The following is a 17619-nucleotide window of genomic DNA, read 5'->3' on the forward strand; positions in this document are numbered from 1 at the left end:
GTCGGTAAAACGTGATTTTTTCATAGAGATCTCCCCGGTTCAGATTACGAGAAAATTCTACTTATCAACACCCCGGATTTTCGGGGGGATTACCGTTACAGGGAATATTTTCTCTGTAAGTCCAGATGGAGTTGATTCTAAAAATCTGGATAAGGGGAAACTCAATTGATAGGATTGACCTACGCGTAATCCGATGCGGCCTTCATGAGCTTCCATTATAAAATTAAAAATACCATTCCTTATTAACATTTATCAATATACAGAAAAGTAATGCCTTCGTTAAATTATACCATCGATAATTACCCTCAAATAGCAATATATGAAAGAATCACCAAATTTGACTCCTCATGGCCTAAGAGGAAACCATCTGATTTTACGTTGCCTTCTACTTATTAAAATGTACCTTTGAGAAAGTAGAGATAATCCTGTAGACTGAATCAGAGGATTTGACCGTACTTTTTAACCTGCTGATAGGGGTGTTTTGCCCGACAGCGAGAAACCCGGAGCCCGCAGTGACGAAACCCTGGTCCGCCGATCGCCCTGAACTGAATGGCGAACTGCTGCCTGCTCTGAACGTGACAGGGTCACTGCGTGATCCTGAGGGCAGTTTGTCACTGAATCCGGCGCAGGCCTACCTGCTGTCGCTCAACTCGCCGCGCAGCCGTCAGACCATGCGATCGTTTCTCGGGATCATCGCCCGTATTCTCGGGGCGACTCGTCTGGAAACCTGTCAGTGGGGTGCAATGCGCCGCCACCATGTGCAGGCGATCATCGCACTTCTGCAGGATGCGGACAAAGCGCCGGCCACCATCAATACCTATCTGTCGGCACTGAAGGGCGTGGCCACCGAGGCCTGGATGATGAAGCAGCTCGATGCAGAAAGCTGTGAGCACATCCGCCGGGTGCGTAATGTCCGGGGCAGTCGTCTGCCGCGCGGTCGCGCGCTGCCCCGGGAAGAGATCCGGGCGCTGTTTGGTGTCTGTGATGCCGACAAAAAATCCCTGGGTCTGCGCGATGCGGCGATCCTCGGCGTGATGTTTGGCGGCGGGCTGCGTCGTTCGGAAGTGGTGGGGCTGGATCTAGCCAGTCTGATGATGACAGACCAGGCCCTGCGGGTGCTCGGGAAAGGGAACAAGGAGCGAATTGCCTATCTGCCGGCCGGCAGCTGGCATCGTCTGTTATTGTGGGTGGATCAGATCCGCGGTGAGGTACCCGGACCGCTGTTCACCCGTATCCGGCGGCATGATGATGTCACTGACCATCGCATGACCGACCAGGCGGTCTACCACATACTGGGCGAACGTCAGCGCCAGGCCGGCATTGAAAAATGTGCCCCGCACGATATCCGGCGCACCTTCGCCACCACCATGCTCGACAACGGTGAGGATCTGATCACCGTCCGTGATGCAATGGGCCATGCCAGTGTCACCACCACCCAGCAGTATGACCGGCGTGGCGATGAGCGGCTGCGTCGCGCCAGGGATAAGCTGGATTTTGACTGACGGCGACGGGCACAATTCATGGAAGGAATATCAGGAAAATCGGGAGCCCGGGAAAACTCAGCAGGAGGGCATTAAGCCGGGAAATCCTGTGCATCAATATCGATGGAATGATGGAGCACGCGTGAGATTAAAATGCCCTCGTCAAGCGCCAGCAGATAGATCCCATGTTTCTTAAACTGAAAACGCCGCATGCCTGTACAAATCCAGTCACATTCAGTACCCAGCTCTGGATTTTCGGCCAGCAGTTCAAACACTCTGGTTAACTCTGCATGATAGCGTTTAGCCTGGGTCACGCCGAAATGCTGGATCGTATAACTCGCTATCCCGTAAATATCATCATCAGCCAGTGCAGAGAGCTTAAACACGGGCGTTTTTCACTGCGGCCGAGAAGATATCATCCATGGAACGTTCGCTCACCGGCGCATTGACGCCAGCCAGCACCATCTCGCGCACATTCTGTAGACGTTGTTCACGCGCTTCCATCAGTCTGAGCGCATCTCGGAGGACTTCAGAGGTATTCCCGTAGCGCCCTGATTCCACCATGTCACCCACAAAACTGCTAAAATGTTCACCCAGTGTCACGCTTGTCACTCTGGCCATTGCTGCACCTCAATTGTATTACTCAGTCATACACACTATAGCAAGGCATGATGTTGGTTGCCAGACCCCATGCACTGATTGTCAGCCGGTACAATCATTTCTCTCAGGTGGCTGCCGGACACTCACATCGGGGTAGTGTGTTACTGCGCACGGTATCTGACCGTGGGCGGAAAATCAGGCATCGCCGCCCTGGCTGCGGCGTCCCACCCCCACCAGTCTTCTTCGTACTCCTGGTCATACCATGCGGTTTTCCCGGCTTTATGTGCCAGATAGTGTTCAGTTTCCATTCCCCACACTTCCATGGGGCAGCAGCCGTTTGCTGTATCACTCAGAATGAAATCCGGCAAGTATTCATCTTCTGCAGAATCAAAGAGAAGAGGTTTGATGAAGGCCCGCCCTTCGGCGACCAGTTTATTTTCGACCTCACCCTCAAAGGCAGAATCCAATGGGATCCAGCGATCGCTGACCATCATCAGACAGACCTGGCGAACAGTCGCTCTCCGGTACTGCGGACCGTCATCCGGAACATCCGTCACCGCAATGGCAATAACCTTCCCGCCAGCTCGCCACCAGGCCCGGGCATGCGGAAAGCGGGTCAGCGTGTTTTGCCAGCGATTAACGTCCATATTCAGGAAAGGTGCCGGCTTTCCCAGAACAACCGGAAGAAGCCCCGTTCCTGTCTCTTTCTCTGCGGTCCAGCCGCTTAATTCAGAAATCAGGACAAGCCGGGAATGGCTCTGACTGGCGTGCGTGAAAGCTTCCTGGTTTCGCGTCGTCTCCCCCTGCAGCATCAGTACCCGGCTGAGCCGCGTACGACCCTGTTTGATTTTTGTCGCTTCGTTGTACAGCGCATACATCAGGTTCTTCAGATCACGCCGACCTTCAAACCAGGGGTACCAGATATTTCGCTGCGTGTTTTCCCACAGCAAATGCAACAATCCCAGAAACGACATCGACGCCTGCCGGGCACCGGCACGTTGCTGACGCGGCGGGAGAAGCTCACCGGATTGATCATCCGCAATATTGTCACGGACTTTTAAAGGGTAGCGAAGCGAGATATGCAGCTCCCCTTCCTCATCCTCCCGGATACAGGCCGCCGAGTACGTTCTTGCACCCCCATCCCGGTTGACCCGTTCATAGTACTGACAATCTGCCGCATGAAGCGGACCAGTATTGGGATACCGGCGCAAAGCCAGCCGATCGCTCCCTGCCACCGGGCGGGTATACAGCCGCAGTTGTTTTTCCCTGTCACAATCGCAGGTGATCACGCTGTCTTTTGTATCCCGGGCCTCCCGCAAATCGGCCTGAAATTTGTCAGCCATCTGCTCGCGCCGCTCCGGTGAATATGACGCGATCCTTCCGGATGGCATCAGCATTATCTTTATCCAGTAAGCGTGTTTTGATCCTGCCATGAGGCCCTCTTCTGCTGACGGGTGACAAGGCGATTGAAATGCCACCTGAGTGATGCCACCAACCACCAGAATATAGTGCGCTTTGCGTTAACAGATCCAACCGGAGAAACGAAACAGGAAAATTCAGTTTACCGGGCGGGCCATCTCCCTTATGCCTGCCAGCGCATCAGGGCAGACATACCGGGTGAAGGGGCGTTCTCAACGACACACCCTCTATCGCGGCATAACGTGGATCGGCCTTTGCCTGATCGGAAAAACGAACCTGATTGCGCTCAATCAACAAATGGCCACTGTCCATCAGGGTATGCAGGTCGGCAGCCAGACATAATCCATTTTCGATGGTGGCCGCTCCCTTTTTCGCATGGCCGATGATGTGAGCGGCTTCAAGTGCCATACGGGTTCCGGTGATGGCACAGCGATTTTCCCAGTTAGACATCACCAGTTTGCGAAAACGTCCCTGAGCCGGGCGGATCTCCGCCCGGGTATAGCGGATTTCACGATGGTCGAAAAGTGGAATAGCCAGTTTCTGGCGTGAAATTTCGGCCCTGTATTCCTGGTAAAGCTGACCGTCCCCCAGTTCCTCGAGCTCTGCTTCAGACCATCCTGCCTGACGCAGTTTGTTGCAGGCCGCAGAATAGTCCTTCATGGATTTATCAGACACATCCTCCCGACGCTCAAGGTAAATGGCGTGTTTACCGAGCGGAACCGTTCGTGTGCGGTCACCTATTTTCATGCTTTCACCACCCGAATCTGCGATAAGATCCGCACGCCAGGCCGCATGACACAGATTTTCACCCAGATAGTCGTTAACTGCACGCGCGCTTGTCAGTCGCTGACCATCAATACAAAACCAGTAACGCCGTTTTTTCATCTGTTCAGCTAATTCTGGAGAGTAACGTTGTGTCATATGGCTCCCTTAATCCGGTATGTCCGGAAGAGACGTGCGGGCAGGAGCATCAGCGCCCATACCCGTGAAACAAGATAATGATATTCATCGGCGATAAAATCATATCCTGCACAAAAAGATATCTGATACCCTTGCTGCGCTGTCATTTGGCAAATTTGGTTTCATTCCGGGCCACACCCCGCCCGGGTGACCATGATCGCCAGACCTGAAGTTCGCAATCCAAAAACTGTAGAGCGGAAACGAGTCGCTGCGGAAATAACTGATCAGCGCTGACATCCACAATGATCGGGATAAACTCACGACCATTGCATTTTCCCTCCTGCAAACCCGAATAAACCGGATGGAAAGACTGCGGTCGTTGTTCGGTACCGGACACGTCAGACGAGCAGCAATTTTATGAACAGGCAACAAAAGTCCAGCCAGGGGCAAATATGGTCAGCAAAAGCAAAATAATATCAGATACGGACATCGGGCAGCTCATTGATGCCCTCAATGACGTGATCTGTGAAGATGATTTACTGGATCGCGATGAGCGTCAGCTCCTGGTGCAGTCTGTTGCCGTTCTGGGTGGAATGCGGGCCAGAATAAACAGAAGGAACACCACCACGCCGGAAACATCAGGGGCCTCATCTGAGTCAACCGAAACACAGCGTACCGTGGATCCCCGTTTCCCTAATGCGGGAACCCCCTGGAATGAAGAAGATGATGCTTTGCTTCATCAGATCATCGATCCATTACCCGACGAGGACATCGCCAGCCATGTATTATGGCTGGCCGCTAAACTGGGCAGAACGCCATACAGTGTGGCCTGTAAAATCGTGCAGGGCGGGCGTTGTTCTGTTAGCTGGAGAAAACCGTTCAAAACGATCACGGATGAACTCCGCGCCAGCGGCATGACCATCGAACAATACACGGAGTCCCCGGTCGGCCACTAACCACCTGCAGGGAAATATCGGCCAGTGAGGCATTGACTGTTTTATCTGACCCCTCGGACGGAGACCAGGATGCTCAGCCCCAGAACTTACCCGGCCCCATCGTATCGTGAAAGACTGGTTCGCTTTTCTCCGTGGGCCATTGATACCGTCAAACTCGTTGCGCTGGCGGCCATGCTCATTGATCATGCCAATACGTTGTTCATACACCCTTCCAGCCCGGAACTGTATGCGCTGGGGAGGATGGCCTTCCCGCTTTTTATCTTCATCTGGGCACTGAATATTCTGGCGACCCCGGAGCGGCTTCAGCAGAGGGCCAACAGGCTATGGCTCTGGGCGATAATCACACAACCTGTATTCACCTTTGCCTTCCATACCGTGTATTCCTGGTACGCTCTCAACATTCTGTTCGTTTTTGCTGTTGCCACGCAGTTTCTGGCCGTACTCCATTCCGGTAAACCCAAGCTCATTCTTGGTGGACTGGTACTGGCCGCATTGATGGTACCCTTGCTGATCCCTGCCAGCTATGGTATTCCGGGCCTGGTACTGGCCGTCAGCAGTGCACTGTATTTCGCGCCTGAAAATGCCCCCTACCGACGTGCAGCAGGTATGTTGCTCCTCTGCTCACTGGTGATGCTCAACGGTATTGCGCATTTGATCTCACAACCTGTAGACACCCTGTTGGTTGCTTTGCTGCCCACGGTTGTATTTCCACTGGCGGTGCTCGCAACTGTTCATGGTATTGCGCCATTAATGGCCCAAAGATTCATGCCAACCCAATTTTTTTACCTGGCATACGCTGGTCACCTCCTGTTGTATGGACTGCTAGCCACACAGTGACTGGATGTATCACGACAGCTTCTGGTGCAGTCAGAACTTGATTCTGCCTGCACCAGAAGTTTGCCTCCCCGGCGAGGGGATTATGCGTCAAACCACTGCCGCCTGTGATTCTGGTCCTGGGATCGTTAGCTTAGAGCTCCGTCTAATCCAGAGAGAGCTCTATATGATTCCACTGGGAGGCTCTCTGCCACTACGTGATGGACTGCTGCAAACTGCACACTGACGACACGCCGGTTCCGGTGCTGGCACCGGGCAGAAAGAAGACGAAAACCGGGCGCACCTGGACGTATGTTCGCGATGACCGGAACGCTGCTTCGTCAGACCCGCCCGCAGTGTGCTTCGCGTTCTCGCCTGACCGGCAGGGGAAACATCCTCAACAACATCTTCGGCACTATCATGGTGTGCTGCAGGCGGATGCCTTCGCAGGCTACGATCGATTGTTCAGCACAGAGCGTAACGGTGGCCCGTTAACAGAAGCCGCATGTTGGGCACTCGCGCGCCTCAAAATCCACAACGTCTATATAAGTACCCAGACGGCCACAGCATAGGAAGCGCTGAAACGCATCGGCTAGCTGTACGCGGTAGAAGAGGAAATACGCGGACTCCGGCAACTGAGCGGCTGGCAGCCAGGTAATCCAGGAGTACTCCGCTGCAGATATCCCTGCATGACTGGTTGGTGGAGAAAAGTGCCACGCTGTCGAAAAATTCCGGTTTGCACTGCACCCATTTAGTTGGACTCTCAAATTGGAGAGTCCCATGTCCAGACGTAAGTACTCCTTTGAACAGCGCCTCGAAGTGGTTATGCACTATTTAGCTACTGATGAGGGCTATCGCTTAACATCAACTCGCTTTAACGTTCCAAGAACCCAGGTAAGATTATGGGTTGCAGCCTATGATGCTTATGGAGAAGAAGGTCTTAAGCCCAGAGATAAGGGCGTATCAATCGATCCCGAAACCAGAATTGAGGCCGTGAAGGCTGTGTTTACGGGGCAAATCTCCCAGACGCAGGCTGCTGCGAAATTTAACGTCGCTGGTGCCGCCTCTGTTGGGAAGTGGATGAAGGTGTTCAGCGAACATGGAGAGGAAGGTCTTCGTTCTCTTCGTGTAGGCAAAAAGAGGGCACTTCATATGATTGATGATCCCGTTGCGCTTGAGGTAGCACTGGAACGTTCTAAAGATAAACGTATTCAGGAGCTTGAACAAAAAGTACGGCGTCTTGAGTTACGGGTACTTTATCTAAAAAAGTTGAAAACCTTAGTTCGATAAGGGATAAAGTCAGAATTATCGACGAACTGAGGCAGCATTATCCTTTCGACCAGCTTTTGCTGATAGCCCAGATACCCAGGAGTACATTTTACTATCATCTGAAAGCACTCCGCTCCCCGGGAAAATACGATGAGGTTAAATGTAGAATCAAAGAGATCTACGATGAGAACCTGGGCCGCTATGGTTATCGGCGGATAGCTCTGGTACTCAGAAGGGAAGGAGGAACGTTGAATCACAAAGTGGTTCAACGCCTGATGAATACACTTCACCTCAAAGCCGCGATAAAAGTTAAGCGCTACAGTTCCTGGCGGGGTGAGCATGGGCGCGCTGCTGATAATATCCTGCAACGAAATTTCAAAGCCAGCCGGCCTAATGAAAAGTGGGTCACCGATGTCACCGAATTTGCCGTCAACGGCCGTAAACTCTATCTTTCCCCCATTATTGATCTCTTCAATAACGAAGTGATTTCCTACAGTATTTCAGAACGCCCAACCATGCTGATGATCGATGACATGTTGATTAAGGCATTTTCCCGTCTTGATGCGGGCAGTACTCTGGTTCTGCATTCAGATCAGGGTTGGCAATATCGTCATCGATGGTACCAATATCAATTACGTGAATTTGGCATCATGCAAAGTATGTCCCGTAAAGGTAACTGCCTTGATAACGCCTGCGCAGAATGCTTTTTCGGGACGTTGAAATCAGAATGCTTTTATACACGTAAATTTGAGGACATTCATGAACTAAAGATCGCTATCGAGGATTACATACGGTACTACAACACCCGGCGAATCAGCCTTAAATTTAACGGCCTCAGCCCGGTTGAATACCGCTTAAAGAGCTGTCCACGGAGAATTTAGATGGATGTTTTGTACAGGAAAGTGTTTAGCAAAACTTAAAGCCATGGGCGATTTATATTCTCAGCGTTTTTATGTTTAAAGAGTCCAGGTCACTTTCCAGTTAGGGAAACATGAACGCCTTTAAAGCGAGCACGTAAATGTCGGCTATGCGATTAGTGGGCATTTGCTAGATCTAAACAGATTTCCGTATTTCCGTGCCCATATTCCTGATGTTTCTCCCCTCATTTAGAAAGCCGTTCTATAGTTTTCTAGAGATGGAAAACTACCAACATTTCAAACAAAAGATTGAACTAATCCCTCCTGCTCATTGAAGGTAATGGAATGAAAAAACATATAATTCTCGGCTCTGGGTTACTGCTTTCATCATTGAGTCACGCGAGTGCTCTCTACTTTTATGAAGTAGCGACAGAAGATACCGCACTCGCTGGTGCCGGGCAGGCAGCGCGCGCTCAGGATGCTTCTACGCTGTTAACGAACCCTGCGGGTATGACACGATTACCTGACCATATGGTCACTGGCGGGCTACAGGCCATGGGCGGAGACATCTCCTATAAGCTGGATGACGAATCAGGCGGGCGGCAGAGTCCCGGCAATGTGATGAAATTTTTCCCCAACGCCAGTATGTTTTATACCCAACGTCTGAGCGATACAGTTTCCGCAGGTATCGGGCTTTATGGGAACTATGGGCTTGGCATCGATTTTGGTAACTGGGCTGGTGATCGCCTTATCAAAAAAAGTACGATGGTCGCGATGACGCTGAGCCCGGGTGTTGCGTGGAAACTTAGCGATAAAGTGTCTATTGGTGCGGCAACTGGCCTGAACTACGGCTTTCTCTCGTTAACCCGAAATGTCGATGGCACTGACGAGAAACAAAGTGACCACGACTGGGCAATGAACTACCGGTTGGGACTGCTGATGGCCCTTACCGACCAGACTCGTGCGGGCATCACCTGGACCAGCAAAACGGATTACCACTTTAATATTGACGGTAAAGCGCGATTTCCGAACCTGCCGAATGTGGAGTACGACCTGCCTATTTCAGCGCAAGTTCGTGCTCCGCAGCAGTTGATGATGAGCCTGGTACACGACATAGACAAGCAATGGTCGATAATGGGTGATCTTGGATGGCAGGACTGGAGCCAGTTTGGCAGCCCGCAGATTACCGTAAACGGAAAAACGAGCGACCGTTCTAACCGCCTGAAGGATACCTGGCATACCGCCCTCGGCGTACAGTACCGGCCTGATGAACAATGGCGTATTAACGCTGGCTTTGCCTTTGATAGCACCCCCTACAAATCACAAAGTGATGTTGCACTCTCATTGCCTACTGGCGATGAGTGGCGTTTTGCTACGGGCGCGCAATATCAGATAACACCGGCCAGCAATATCGGGTTTGCCATTGAATATCTTCATATGCAGTCATCCAGAGTTAAATCTGCTGCATTTGAGGGCGAATATAATAATCCCTGGCTGTGGTTTGCAAGTGTGAACTATAGCTATCAATTCTAATAGTGATAAAGGGTAATTAACCTGTTTTCAATAATCTCTCTGGGTTAATTAAACCAGAGAGGCAACCTTCTTTATGGATTATTCCATAAGCATTTCTTATATGATTAATAATCAGACAGCTAATCAGTACTTCCGAATTATTTGCTTAATTGATTCATAAATTTCGAGCTAGTGGTTTATCCATCAGGTAGTAAATAAAACGGGATTTGTCAAATTTGACTATAAAATAGATTATTTGAATAAATTTAGTAATTTCAATTGGTTAGTAAGTTAACTGGCATTTAATGCTGAAGAGTTAATGTTTTTCATGAAATTAAGTGATGATTTTGAAAATGTAGTATTGCTAAATGTAAAAAAAAGGTTATCTTTTGAAAATCAACGTCTGTCTGATGTTTGTAGGCGTTAAACCGAGACTCGTCTTGATTTTTATAAGACTAATCCTAGTCAAAGAGGTAACAATGAAACTAAAGCTTATTGTCAAAAGTCTGGCGCTCGCCGGGCTGATGTCAACCGTCATACTGCCTGCTTATGCTGACATCACGCCTAAAGACGCAACTGACACCACTAAAAAAGCCAACGACGCGCTATATAACCAATTACCTTTTTCTGATAATACCGATTTTACTAACGCCCATAAGGGCTTTATTGCTGCACTGCCTGCTGAAGTCATCAAAGGCGAGCAAGGCAACGTTGTCTGGGACCCACAGCAGTATGCGTTCATCAAAGAAGGTGAAAAGGCCCCCGCAACAGTCAACCCAAGCCTGTGGCGTCAGTCGCAGCTGATTAACATCAGCGGCCTATTTGAAGTGACGGATGGCGTCTACCAGATCCGTAACCTCGATCTGTCCAACATGACTATCATCGAAGGTAAAGAAGGGATCACGGTGGTTGACCCACTGGTTTCAGCCGAGACCGCCAAGGTCGGGATGGATCTGTACTACAAAAATCGTGGTAAAAAACCCGTTGTTGCAATCATCTATACCCACAGCCACGTTGACCACTACGGTGGCGTACGCGGCGTCGTGGATGAAGCCGATGTGAAATCCGGTAAAGTGAAAGTGTATGCGCCGGCCGGCTTTATGGAAGCTGCCGTAGCGGAAAACATCATGGCCGGTAACGTTATGAGCCGTCGCGCCAGCTACATGTACGGTAACCTGCTGAAGCCTGATGCCAAAGGTCAGGTAGGCGCGGGTCTCGGTACAACAACATCCGCGGGTACCGTCACCCTGATCGCACCAACCAATATCATTGAAAAAGACGGCCAGAAGGAAGTTATTGATGGCTTGACCTACGACTTCATGCTGGCGCCGGGTTCAGAAGCCCCGTCTGAAATGCTGTGGTACATCGAAGAGAAAAAACTCATCGAGTCTGCGGAAGACGTAACCCATACCCTGCACAACACTTACTCGCTGCGCGGCGCGAAAATTCGTGAACCGCTGCCGTGGTCGAAGTACATCAACGAAGCAATTGTGCGCTGGGGAGACAAAGCTGAAATCATCATGGCACAGCACCACTGGCCGACCTGGGGCAACGAAAACGTGGTTAACCTGCTGAAGAGTCAGCGTGACCTCTATCGTTACATCAACGACCAGACGCTACGTATGGCCAACCAGGGGCTGACCCGTGATGAAATCGCCGCCAACTTCAAGCTACCGGATAGCCTGGCGCACACCTGGGCGAACCGCGGTTACTATGGTTCGGTCAGCCACGACGTGAAGGCGACCTACGTGCTGTATCTTGGCTGGTTTGATGGCAACCCGGCCACCCTCGACGAACTGCCGCCAGAAGAAGCTGCGAAGAAATTTGTGGATTACATGGGTGGTGCGGACGCCATCATGAAGAAGGCTAAAGAGGATTTTGCTCAGGGTAACTATCGCTGGGTGGCGCAGGTGGTCAGCAAGATTGTCTTTGCGGACCCTAAAAACCAGGAAGCGCGTAACCTTGAAGCCGATGCACTGGAACAGCTGGGCTATCAGGCAGAATCAGGTCCATGGCGTAACTTCTATCTGACGGGCGCACAAGAGCTCCGCAATGGCGTGCTGAAGGGGCCTACCCCGAACACGGCGAGCCCGGATACGGTGCGCGCCATGACCCCAGAAATGTTCTTTGACTACCTGGCTGTTCATATTAACGGGCAGAAAGCGGGCAAAGCTAAAGCAGTGTTTAACATTGACCTCGGTAACGATGGGGGTAAATACAAGCTGGAGCTGGAAAACGGTGTTCTGAACCACACAGCTAATGCCGAAGCGAAAGACGCCGATGCGACCATCGTGCTTGACCGTGCGACGCTCAACAAAATCATCCTGAAAGAAGAAACCCTGAAACAGGCTGAAGATAAGGGCGAAGTGAAGGTCACCGGTAACGGTGCGAAGCTCGATGAGATGCTGGGCTATATGGACAAGTTCGAGTTCTGGTTCAATATCGTAACACCATAAATCCTTCCCCTGCAGCTTCGGTGCTGCAGGGGATTACTTCAGGTAATCCTATGCGTCTTTCATATTCGATTTTGCCTTCACTGTTATGCCTTGCTTCATCTTATGCCTTAGCTGCGCAAGAGCATGCCTCGGATGCGGCACAAGCGAACAACCCTCTGGCGAATATGACTGCATTTAATATGCAGAACTATTACATCGGGGATGTGAGCGGTACGGACCAGGATGCCAATCAGTTCTGGTTCCGTTATGCACAACCTTTTTCATTAGGTGACAGTAAATGGTTGTTGCGTGGTTCATTACCGATTAATACCTATCCTATTGCACCAACAGGTGGTCATAAAACAGGTTTAGGTGATCTGAACTTATTTGCGTCATGGCTTATTGATACCGGCAATCCAGCAGTGAGTTTTGGTTTCGGTCCGCAAATTACAGCGCCGACAGCAACCGAAAATGCTCTGGGAACAGAAAAATGGTCTGCAGGTCTGGTTAACGTGCTCTTCGATGCCAGTTCGCCAAAATTCCAGTACGGTTATCTGGCGTCATGGCAGCATAGTTTTGCCGGAGAAGATAACCGCAGTGACGTGAATCTCGGTACTTTCCAGCCATTTTTATTCTATCAGTTGGGCGGAGGAACCTATCTGCGGGCAGCGCCTATCTGGGTCTACAACTTCCAGAATGACAGCTACAGTGTTCCGCTGGGTTTAGGTATTGGACAGGTTATTAAGCAGGATAAAACCGTCTACAACTTCTTTGTGGAACCCCAAGGCTCGGTTGCCGACCGTGGACCTGGACAGCCTCACTGGCAAATTTTCTTTGGGTTAAATCTTCAGTTCCTGAATTAATCTTTTTTGGGGTAATTTTTTTATTCACGCCAGATTAGGTCATTGCCAAATGAATGGTATGCACTTCCCGCTGCCAATAGAAAATGGTGGTGGTCTGCCGCAGTCATGTAACTGAGCAATGTCCGCTTGGCACAAAGCGGACATCAGTATTCAAAAAATGAAAAACGACGAATTGTTGTAAATCGTTTGCTATACATGATAGTTGTGCTATTCTCGTAAAGCAATTGCTATACGAGAGGGTCTCATGAAATCAGATGTTCAACTTAATCTTAGAGCTAAGGAATCGCAGCGGGCGCTCATTGATGCAGCTGCGGAAATCCTTCACAAGTCACGCACAGATTTCATTCTGGAAATTGCCTGTCAGGCTGCCGAGAAAGTGATCCTTGACCGCCGTGTATTTAACTTTAACGATGAGCAATATGCGGAGTTCATCGATCTGCTTGATGCTCCGGTCGCAGATGATTCTGTTATCGAAAAACTGCTGGCAAGGAAACCTCAGTGGGACGTGTAACAGCACCAGAACCTTTGTCCGCTTTTCATCAGGTAGCTGAGTTCGTCAGCGGTGAAGCTGTGCTCGATGACTGGTTGAAGCAAAAGGGTCTCAAAAACCAGGCTCTCGGAGCGGCCAGAACATTTGTGGTGTGCAAGAAAGACACGAAGCAAGTAGCCGGTTTTTACTCTCTGGCCACCGGCAGCGTCAACCATACAGAAGCTACAGGCAATCTTCGGCGTAACATGCCAGATCCCATCCCTGTCATTATACTTGCCCGTCTTGCTGTCGATCTCTCATTCCATGGAAAAGGGCTTGGTGCAGATTTACTTCATGATGCAGTGCTTCGTTGCTATCGGGTTGCCGAGAATATTGGTGTACGTGCAATCATGGTTCATGCACTTACCGAAGAAGCCCAAAATTTCTACATCCACCATGGTTTCAAATCATCACAAACTCAGCAGCGAACGTTGTTCCTTAGGCTCCCTAAATAGAACGCAAAGACTGTTACGTTCAAATCGCTATAAGCGATAATATGATAGTACGTCTAAGGTTAAATCAATAGAAATCCGCGTGATGTAATTAAGCAACGGAATGGATAATCCGCTTGCGGAAAATGTTATTTAGGTATGGACGGAAAGAAAAAAGAGCCCATCTATTTAATGGACTCTTTCTCTGATGCCTCGGTTAATCTGTCCAACTTTTTGGGGTCAGTACAGTTGGGCGAGGCGTTCGCTTATGCCCTGAAACAGTGGGATGCCTTGTATTATTACTGTGATGATGGTCTTGCAGGAGCTGATAACATTGCCGCAAACGAGCATTACAAGATGTCTGTCTCGGAAAGAACAACTATATCTTCTTCGGCAGCGACCTCGGAGGTCAGCGAGAAGCTCTGCTGTATGGTCTGATCGGAACGTGCAGGCTGAATGGAATCGATCCGGAAGCCTACCTTCGCCATATCTTGAGCGTGTTGCCAGAGTGGCCCTCAAATAAAGTGGCCGGAATGCTGCCATGGAACGTAGACCTCACCCAGAAATAACTGTCAATACGGCACTCACTTAGCGCTTACGCTTTGTCGAACCGGTAGCGCATATAAGCCGAGATATTGTCCTCGTGAGAAGATACAACCAACTTGCAGTGCTTGAGCTCTCGATGGAGTAGATCAGTCAAGGAAGCAACGTTTAATTGGCATTGTTGAATAAATCGAACTTATGTCAGTAATGGGGCTGATGTCCAAAAGCCCACTTCAACAAAGGTATAGCGGATTGTCAGTGGTCTTTATGGTAGGGAAGTTTTGTCACTGGCAGCGTGTATAACCCGGTGATGTGACAGGTATCCGGAAAGTGGGCGCCTTTGAAGAAGAACACATACTGATTTTTTCTCGGGAAGTACACCAGGTCATCACCATTTTCGAATGCCGTCACCTCAAATGGTGAACCTGATGCAGTGTGGTTTTTGCGGATCCCCGCAGCCACTTGAAATTGGTCATTCCACTTCATGGTACTGAGCTGGTAACCGAAACGGGAAATGAGTACATTTTTTCGCAGGCTGCAGCTCAGGCGTATTGCTGTGGCGGCACAGGCCGGATTGAGAATGAGAGAAGATAGCGTCATGATGAGCAGTAATTTTATCATGGAACCGGGCCTCTCTGTGCCGGTGCAGCGACGGATCCCTTTTTCATCATGAACCCCATGCAACGTGCCTCTGAATCACTGCGCTGAGTTGGTGCGACTCCAGTCGCTTCGTCTTTTCGCTATGGGCCATCAGGGCCGCCGGGCTGTCCTCTTTCAACTTCCAGGACCCATCCGATTCGTCACAAGCAGTAAGCATTCCGGAGAGCATGCAAATGCTAAGAATTAATAAACTTTTTGTTTTCATGATTATCTATTCATCTTGTTGATAGTTTATAAGGCCGTCCTTTGCATAGCTTTCTGGCACTGCGCGGCTTCGCCGTTACGCACTCCTTGGGACCATGAGTACGAAAAAATCAGCAAATCACTATAAATCAATACATTATGACGATTAATAAACATTATGTTAAATTTAGGTCTGATCGCGCACTTTAACCGCTACTTAGCGTCAGATAGCTACACTTTAAGCTCATTTCGGTGCTTGAACGGTATCCCCTTCCGGTGAGTTGCTCAATTGTTCAAGTATGTGGATCAGTGAATCCAGATGGCGTGAGGTTTCCTCAACAATAGTCTCTGGTACGTTCAATTCTCCCGGCGCGCTTACCAGCTGTCGCAGCTGCTCTTCAACCGGCACGGCACTGGCAAATGATCGTGTTATCTGCCAGACCATCGTTTTCAGTTCACTGCCCGTCAGGTATTTGCCTTTCTGATGATCCAGTGCGTCAAGCTTTGCTGACAGGGCCTGGAGCTGCATCATGCCCTGATGCCAGCCCTGAAGTTCGCTGGCGGGCAGCGTTCTTGCGACCTGATACTTCTGCCAGCGTAGTGCAAGATCTCGCGTTGCCGGATCATTCGGCCACAAAGCTTTTGCCTGTGAAACCAGCCCCTGACCATAACGGAGCCGCCAGCCTGGCGCCAGATCCATGATCCAGTTAACCTGGTTTGATATACGCCCGATCCACATGGCTGAATGAGACCGGCTGCTGTCCGTTTCACGGAAAGCAACGATCTGCGAGGCAGTCATAGGTTCAGGCACCCAGGCAACTGACGCCGCCATTGGCTTTATGGCTTCCTCAGGTTGATGCACAGCCTGCCATCCAAACACGGTCGCTGCGCTCAGTGCTATTGCGGTTCCCATTCCGGCCACGAAGGCTGGCCATCGTTTTGGTTTCACCAGTGGAACTTCTGAAACCTTTACCTTTGCCTCAGGATCTTTGTGGATGACATAGACCAGCTGGCTGGCGGAAGGAGATGATTCCCCACCACTTACCTGCGCATGCTGAGGCATCATCACCGGAGTAGGCTCCTCTTCCCGAGGGCTGTTCTCCAGGCGACTTAAAGCATGGCGTATTTGCGTCAAAAAGGGTGTGAGATTGCAGGTGTGACTGAGTTCCTGGCGTTTCAGAATATCGTCCAGCTCCTGCAGAAGCTTTTCGGCCAGTTGCAGGGCTGTGAAATCAGTGGACTGCAGTGACCAGGTCCGAAAAAGTTTCTGTAAGCGCTGAAGAAGGCCATTCAGGATCTCTGCCCGGGCATGCACTGGCTGTGGCCAGAGTTGTGCCCACTGATGGCTAAGCAGCGCAACCAATATGTTGAGACCTTCATTCATCCCACTGATGCGGGCCAAATGGCTGCGAGCAAGGGTATACCAGGCCCCCGTCTGCAGCTCCACGCCGTTCATTTCAAACAGCGCCAGCGCAAGCGTTTCCACCTGCTTCCAGTCCACATCCGGGCGCGCCGGATGCGTCAGCTTACTCATCTCTTCGCGTAACGCCACAAACTCTGACAGCGAACGCGGATCGCTGCCGGTTCTCACCGGCCGGGGTTGTACATCATGCATAATTTTGTCGTCCATGGGCTCAACCGGGTCTGACTAGTCGGGTAACAGCGGTTCGATCATCGTAAAGAAAGCGTCTTCGTCAAACAGGCTGCTCTGTCGGCTGATCGTACCTGCCGGCAGCCAGCTCCATGCATCCTGATTCCCATTGCGCATAAAGAGGCGGTACAGAGGATTGGTGGCGCCAGCCTTGCACAGACTTACCTCAACGCACCCCGTGACGCCTTGCCCGTAAAGGAAAATTGGCGTAAAGCGGATGCTACGCTGCAGATAGTGCAGTTCAATGCCAGTCATTGAAAACGCACCGCCGCCAATCAGAAACTCGACCAGAGAGGTGGTCGTGGATTCAGTGCGTATCTCCGTCCCGCCAAGCCATTCCTCGATTGATGCCTGAAGCTGGTCAATTCTCTGGCGAAATGTCGCAATATCCGCTTCGGCTTTCGTGTCAAAGGCGGCACTTTGGTAATCCCCCCATTTTTAACGGAGGCAATAAGTAGAATCAGGTCATGCGTTGAATATGCTGCATCGGCGTGTAGCCATTTAACGCCATATTCGG

General features: G+C 50.6%; 16 protein-coding genes and 2 pseudogenes. 11 read left to right on the forward strand and 7 right to left on the reverse strand.

Annotation, left to right across the window (positions count from 1 at the left end):
* Nucleotides 1-512 precede the first annotated feature (512 nt).
* A complete protein-coding gene (locus ACI2I2_RS24005) occupies nt 513-1502 on the forward strand; it encodes a tyrosine-type recombinase/integrase (protein ID WP_404660199.1) in 990 nt (329 codons plus the stop codon).
* Nucleotides 1503-1573: 71 nt separating this feature from the next.
* Here the strand turns inward: ACI2I2_RS24005 and ACI2I2_RS24010 are convergent, their stop codons facing one another.
* The 4 genes from ACI2I2_RS24010 to ACI2I2_RS24025 all read right to left on the reverse strand — a co-directional run bounded on the left by ACI2I2_RS24010 (nt 1574) and on the right by ACI2I2_RS24025 (nt 4421).
* Entirely contained in the window at nt 1574-1867 is a 294-nt protein-coding gene (locus ACI2I2_RS24010; protein ID WP_404660200.1) for a type II toxin-antitoxin system RelE/ParE family toxin, read from the reverse strand.
* A complete protein-coding gene (locus tag ACI2I2_RS24015; RefSeq protein WP_404660201.1) occupies nt 1860-2102 on the reverse strand; it encodes a type II toxin-antitoxin system ParD family antitoxin in 243 nt (80 codons plus the stop codon). The genes ACI2I2_RS24010 and ACI2I2_RS24015 overlap by 8 nt, the downstream gene beginning before the upstream one ends.
* Nucleotides 2103-2242: 140 nt before the next feature.
* A complete protein-coding gene (locus ACI2I2_RS24020) occupies nt 2243-3478 on the reverse strand; it encodes a DUF1173 family protein (protein ID WP_404660202.1) in 1236 nt (411 codons plus the stop codon).
* Between the two features lie 202 nt (nt 3479-3680).
* Nucleotides 3681-4421, reverse strand: a complete 741-nt coding sequence (locus ACI2I2_RS24025; RefSeq protein ID WP_404660203.1) for an HNH endonuclease — start codon at nt 4419-4421, stop codon at nt 3681-3683.
* Nucleotides 4422-4852: 431 nt separating this feature from the next.
* Between ACI2I2_RS24025 and ACI2I2_RS24030 the strand changes: the two genes are divergently transcribed.
* The 10 genes and pseudogenes from ACI2I2_RS24030 to ACI2I2_RS24075 form a co-directional block, all read left to right on the forward strand.
* Nucleotides 4853-5356 carry a DNA-binding protein gene (locus tag ACI2I2_RS24030; RefSeq protein ID WP_404660204.1) on the forward strand — a complete coding sequence of 168 codons (504 nt, stop codon included), beginning with the start codon at nt 4853-4855 and terminating at the stop codon, nt 5354-5356.
* Nucleotides 5357-5425: 69 nt separating this feature from the next.
* The gene (locus tag ACI2I2_RS24035) at nt 5426-6193 is read left to right on the forward strand and encodes a TraX family protein (RefSeq protein ID WP_404660205.1); all 768 of its coding nucleotides are present in this window, start codon (nt 5426-5428) and stop codon (nt 6191-6193) included.
* Nucleotides 6194-6369: 176 nt separating this feature from the next.
* A pseudogene (locus ACI2I2_RS24040) lies at nt 6370-6953 on the forward strand (transposase); the annotation flags it as partial.
* Nucleotides 6950-8319 (forward strand): IS3 family transposase gene (locus ACI2I2_RS24045; protein ID WP_186458544.1). Its coding sequence is split into 2 segments (ribosomal slippage): nt 6950-7439 and nt 7439-8319, totalling 1371 coding nucleotides; the frame shifts between segments, so codons are not numbered across the junction. The pseudogene ACI2I2_RS24040 and the gene ACI2I2_RS24045, both read left to right, overlap by 4 nt.
* Nucleotides 8320-8640: 321 nt before the next feature.
* Nucleotides 8641-9828 (forward strand): OmpP1/FadL family transporter, encoded by a 1188-nt coding sequence (locus tag ACI2I2_RS24050; protein ID WP_404660206.1) that lies wholly within the window; start codon nt 8641-8643, stop codon nt 9826-9828.
* 458 nt (nt 9829-10286) lie between these two features.
* Nucleotides 10287-12263: an alkyl/aryl-sulfatase gene (locus ACI2I2_RS24055; RefSeq protein ID WP_047734693.1), complete on the forward strand. Its 1977-nt coding sequence runs from the start codon at nt 10287-10289 to the stop codon at nt 12261-12263.
* A 50-nt stretch (nt 12264-12313) separates the two neighbouring features.
* A complete protein-coding gene (locus ACI2I2_RS24060) occupies nt 12314-13105 on the forward strand; it encodes a hypothetical protein (RefSeq protein ID WP_047734694.1) in 792 nt (263 codons plus the stop codon).
* 244 nt (nt 13106-13349) lie between these two features.
* Nucleotides 13350-13616 carry a DUF1778 domain-containing protein gene (locus ACI2I2_RS24065; protein WP_047734695.1) on the forward strand — a complete coding sequence of 89 codons (267 nt, stop codon included), beginning with the start codon at nt 13350-13352 and terminating at the stop codon, nt 13614-13616.
* Nucleotides 13604-14089, forward strand: a complete 486-nt coding sequence (locus ACI2I2_RS24070; RefSeq protein WP_047734696.1) for a GNAT family N-acetyltransferase — start codon at nt 13604-13606, stop codon at nt 14087-14089. The genes ACI2I2_RS24065 and ACI2I2_RS24070 overlap by 13 nt, the downstream gene beginning before the upstream one ends.
* A 222-nt stretch (nt 14090-14311) precedes the next feature.
* Nucleotides 14312-14634 (forward strand): annotated as a pseudogene (locus tag ACI2I2_RS24075) (transposase domain-containing protein); the annotation flags it as partial.
* A 229-nt stretch (nt 14635-14863) separates the two neighbouring features.
* On the opposite strand, the gene ACI2I2_RS24080 reads toward ACI2I2_RS24075, so the two are convergent.
* The 3 genes from ACI2I2_RS24080 to ACI2I2_RS24090 form a co-directional block, all read right to left on the reverse strand.
* On the reverse strand, nt 14864-15229 hold the full coding sequence (locus tag ACI2I2_RS24080; RefSeq protein WP_404660207.1) for a hypothetical protein: 366 nt from the start codon (nt 15227-15229) through the stop codon (nt 14864-14866).
* Between the two features lie 466 nt (nt 15230-15695).
* Entirely contained in the window at nt 15696-17081 is a 1386-nt protein-coding gene (locus ACI2I2_RS24085; RefSeq protein ID WP_404660208.1) for a VasL domain-containing protein, read from the reverse strand.
* Between the two features lie 18 nt (nt 17082-17099).
* Entirely contained in the window at nt 17100-17357 is a 258-nt protein-coding gene (locus tag ACI2I2_RS24090; RefSeq protein ID WP_404660209.1) for a hypothetical protein, read from the reverse strand.
* Nucleotides 17358-17619 lie beyond the last annotated feature (262 nt).

The organism is Scandinavium sp. NPDC088450 (assembly GCF_044900545.1).
GTDB lineage: Bacteria > Pseudomonadota > Gammaproteobacteria > Enterobacterales > Enterobacteriaceae > Scandinavium.

Bases quoted from the DNA above. Each gene is read 5' to 3' on its own strand.
- ACI2I2_RS24085 (WP_404660208.1), bottom strand. From the start codon at position 17,081: ATGGACGACAAAATTATGCATGATGTACAACCCCGGCCGGTGAGAACC.
- ACI2I2_RS24030 (WP_404660204.1), top strand. From the start codon at position 4,853: ATGGTCAGCAAAAGCAAAATAATATCAGATACGGACATCGGGCAGCTC.
- ACI2I2_RS24055 (WP_047734693.1), top strand. From the start codon at position 10,287: ATGAAACTAAAGCTTATTGTCAAAAGTCTGGCGCTCGCCGGGCTGATG.
- ACI2I2_RS24090 (WP_404660209.1), bottom strand. From the start codon at position 17,357: ATGACTGGCATTGAACTGCACTATCTGCAGCGTAGCATCCGCTTTACG.
- ACI2I2_RS24015 (WP_404660201.1), bottom strand. From the start codon at position 2,102: ATGGCCAGAGTGACAAGCGTGACACTGGGTGAACATTTTAGCAGTTTT.
- ACI2I2_RS24035 (WP_404660205.1), top strand. From the start codon at position 5,426: ATGCTCAGCCCCAGAACTTACCCGGCCCCATCGTATCGTGAAAGACTG.
- ACI2I2_RS24080 (WP_404660207.1), bottom strand. From the start codon at position 15,229: ATGATAAAATTACTGCTCATCATGACGCTATCTTCTCTCATTCTCAAT.
- ACI2I2_RS24020 (WP_404660202.1), bottom strand. From the start codon at position 3,478: ATGCTGATGCCATCCGGAAGGATCGCGTCATATTCACCGGAGCGGCGC.
- ACI2I2_RS24060 (WP_047734694.1), top strand. From the start codon at position 12,314: ATGCGTCTTTCATATTCGATTTTGCCTTCACTGTTATGCCTTGCTTCA.
- ACI2I2_RS24025 (WP_404660203.1), bottom strand. From the start codon at position 4,421: ATGACACAACGTTACTCTCCAGAATTAGCTGAACAGATGAAAAAACGG.
- ACI2I2_RS24065 (WP_047734695.1), top strand. From the start codon at position 13,350: ATGAAATCAGATGTTCAACTTAATCTTAGAGCTAAGGAATCGCAGCGG.
- ACI2I2_RS24050 (WP_404660206.1), top strand. From the start codon at position 8,641: ATGAAAAAACATATAATTCTCGGCTCTGGGTTACTGCTTTCATCATTG.